Source organism: Lentisphaerota bacterium, assembly GCA_016873675.1.
GTDB lineage: Bacteria > Verrucomicrobiota > Kiritimatiellia > RFP12 > JAAYNR01 > VGWG01.
Window position 1 is genome coordinate 1 of sequence record VGWG01000201.1, and the last position, 2404, is coordinate 2404.

At 59.8% G+C, this 2404-nt stretch carries 4 protein-coding genes; all 4 read right to left on the bottom strand.

Annotated elements, in window-relative coordinates:
• Positions 1 to 388 (bottom strand): cobalamin synthesis protein P47K (locus FJ222_12655; GenBank protein MBM4165271.1); only part of this gene is annotated, 388 nt, incomplete at its 3' end.
• A complete protein-coding gene (locus FJ222_12660) occupies positions 373 to 1248 on the bottom strand; it encodes an aquaporin family protein (protein MBM4165272.1) in 876 nt (291 codons plus the stop codon). The genes FJ222_12655 and FJ222_12660, both read right to left, overlap by 16 nt.
• A 7-nt stretch (positions 1249 to 1255) precedes the next feature.
• The gene (locus tag FJ222_12665) at positions 1256 to 1642 is read right to left on the bottom strand and encodes a (2Fe-2S)-binding protein (protein ID MBM4165273.1); all 387 of its coding nucleotides are present in this window, start codon (positions 1640 to 1642) and stop codon (positions 1256 to 1258) included.
• 32 nt (positions 1643 to 1674) lie between these two features.
• Positions 1675 to 2031, bottom strand: a complete 357-nt coding sequence (locus FJ222_12670; GenBank protein ID MBM4165274.1) for a PadR family transcriptional regulator — start codon at positions 2029 to 2031, stop codon at positions 1675 to 1677.
• Positions 2032 to 2404 lie beyond the last annotated feature (373 nt).

A 2404-nucleotide genomic window follows, 5' to 3' on the forward strand; every position in this document is an offset into this window, starting at 1 on the left:
CGCGAACGCGACCCGGGTCGGCAAGCACCGTCAGGGGCGCCAGGTCGATCGCCGGGTGTTGATCCTTCACGGGCTGCAGGATCGTGGCCGAGAGGTCCGTGCAACTGCCGACGGGTTCGGCGATAATGATGTCCGCCTGCTGATCGATCAGTGATTTCACCGCGTTGATGAACCCGCCGAAATTGCAGCAAAAACAGCTTCCCGACACCTCTTGCACGCCCGCACCGGAGCGCGATAAGAAAGCCGTGTCAACCAAGTCCGGAGCCTGATCGTTGGTGACGAGGCCGACGGAGTGGCCACGTCCGGTCAACCGCCGGGCCGCCTCCCACAAGAGCGTCGTTTTGCCGGAACCCAGAAAGCCGCCAACGAGAATCAATTTCGTCTGCATGAAGGGTCCCCTTTGGATGATTCGGATTTCGGGTCGCTACAGTCACACGGGCTGGACCGCCCCCTCATGGCCGGTTCAAGCCAGCCGACGAAGAAACGGGAGGCCAGCACACCGCCGATCACCGGGGCCAGCACATAGACGTGGAAAAAACCGCCCACACGGTCGGGAAAGGCCGCGTCGCCCCATCCCATGGTCCAGGCCACCAGGCGAGGCCCGAGATCGCGCGCGGGGTTCAGCCCCGCCTGCGTGAGCGGTGCGACAAGGCAGATGATCGAGGTTACGGTCAGTCCGATGAAGACGGGAGCCAGCGCGTCATCCGGGCGTCCAACATTGCAGCCTTCCGTGAGGGCGAAGATCATGAGCACCAGCAGAAAGGTGCCGAGCGCCTCCGCGCCCATGGCCAGCGGAAGCGACACGACCGCGGTTCCGCCAGGCTGGGAATAGTATTCGCCGAACATCATGGCGGTCCGCACGGATTCCGACGACCCGCGCACGATCTGGTGGGCGTTCTCGTAAGCGGCAATGGATGGACCGAACAGCAGGTAGATCGCGAGCCCCGCCAGAATGGCTCCGGCGAACTGCGCGCACAGGTAACCCGGCAGCTTGCGATAGCGCATCCGGCCGCTGATGGCCATGGCCAAACTGACGGCCGGATTGAGATGCGCGCAGGAAAGATGCCGCGTGAGGTAGATGGCGAGTGTGACACCGATCCCCCACGCCAGCGCCACCTGCATCAATCCGTGATGAGCGCCGAATAGGACGGAAACCGCGACCGATCCGCAGCCAAAGAGAACGAGCACAAAGGTCCCCAACGCCTCGCCAATCAGATCACGGCCGGTCATAAGCAGTCCTCCTTGCATGTCGCGTTCACGTCTCGCATCCTGTTGCATCCGGACAGCAACAACCCTTTGAGCCTGTGCAGCGAGCGGCTCGGTATTCTGCGATCCGTTGTCTTCGAATAGATTTCAGATCCTTGCGCGAGACGATTACCGTCATGCCGTCAGTTGGAATCGTTGCGCACGCATACCTTCGTCTGCCGTTGATCAGGACAAGGCAGGCCCGGCAACATCCTGCCGATTTTCCAGATCGGTAGCACGCACATGGGATGGTGATTCCGGCTCTGTCGGCGACATCAATCAGATTCTTATCGGCATGTGCAATTGCGACGGTTTGCCCGTCAATGACAACGCTACCAATGCCCCCTGATGAAAGTTTGCCCGTGATAGATTTATCGGCGTGCTCCCGTCTGTTCATGAGCGATTCTCCTTGTTGATAATTGGTGCTGTTCAAGAGGCGTCAAGAATACCGAGCAAACCGTCGATCTGCGCGCGGTAGGTCCGGAGCGTTTCCGCCCAGCGATTCAGGCAAGTTCTTCCGTCTTGGGTCAGAGTGAAACGCCGCTTGGCAGGTCCGCTTTTTCCGCAATCCCAATCGGACGATACCAGTCCTTCTTTCTCCATTGATTTCAATGTCTTGTAGATACCGCTCGTGTCCGGCGGCGAATCTGCGAACACCTCTAACTTGGCGAGCTGCTGGACAAGGTCGTAGCCATGGGTTCCCGCGCGAGCCAGTATCGCCAAGACGACCGGGCGCAGCAATCGGTCGAGCGTCTTTCCCGAGCATGCACATTGGTTAAGTTCCATTATTGGACTATCTCCATTAGTCGCGGCAATTATAGATATGAATGAGCGCCCATGTCAAGCGGCCGATGACGGGGATCACAATTCTACAACTGGCGGCGAGAGGTTTTTTTTTCGTGGACGCGTCGTCCCCGCCGAAGAGAAAAGCTGAAAGCTAAAAGGCCTCCCATCACGGGAGGCCTTCGGGTTGGTGTTGACCCGGTTTACTCGATTTCGACCTTGACGGCTTCGACCGTGGGGGCTTCGACTGTGGGGGCTTCGACCTTGGGGGCTTCGACCTTGGGGGCTTCGACCTTGGGGGCTTCGGCCTTGCAGGCGACCGGGCACGTATTCGTCACGCCAGCTTTGCAGCAGGCGTCCTTCGGATCCGCATCCT

What these genes read in the sequence shown, in the direction of transcription:
- FJ222_12660 (MBM4165272.1), bottom strand. Translation starts at nt 1,248, where the DNA reads ATGCAAGGAGGACTGCTTATGACCGGCCGTGATCTGATTGGCGAGGCG.
- FJ222_12665 (MBM4165273.1), bottom strand. Translation starts at nt 1,642, where the DNA reads ATGAACAGACGGGAGCACGCCGATAAATCTATCACGGGCAAACTTTCA.
- FJ222_12670 (MBM4165274.1), bottom strand. Translation starts at nt 2,031, where the DNA reads ATGGAACTTAACCAATGTGCATGCTCGGGAAAGACGCTCGACCGATTG.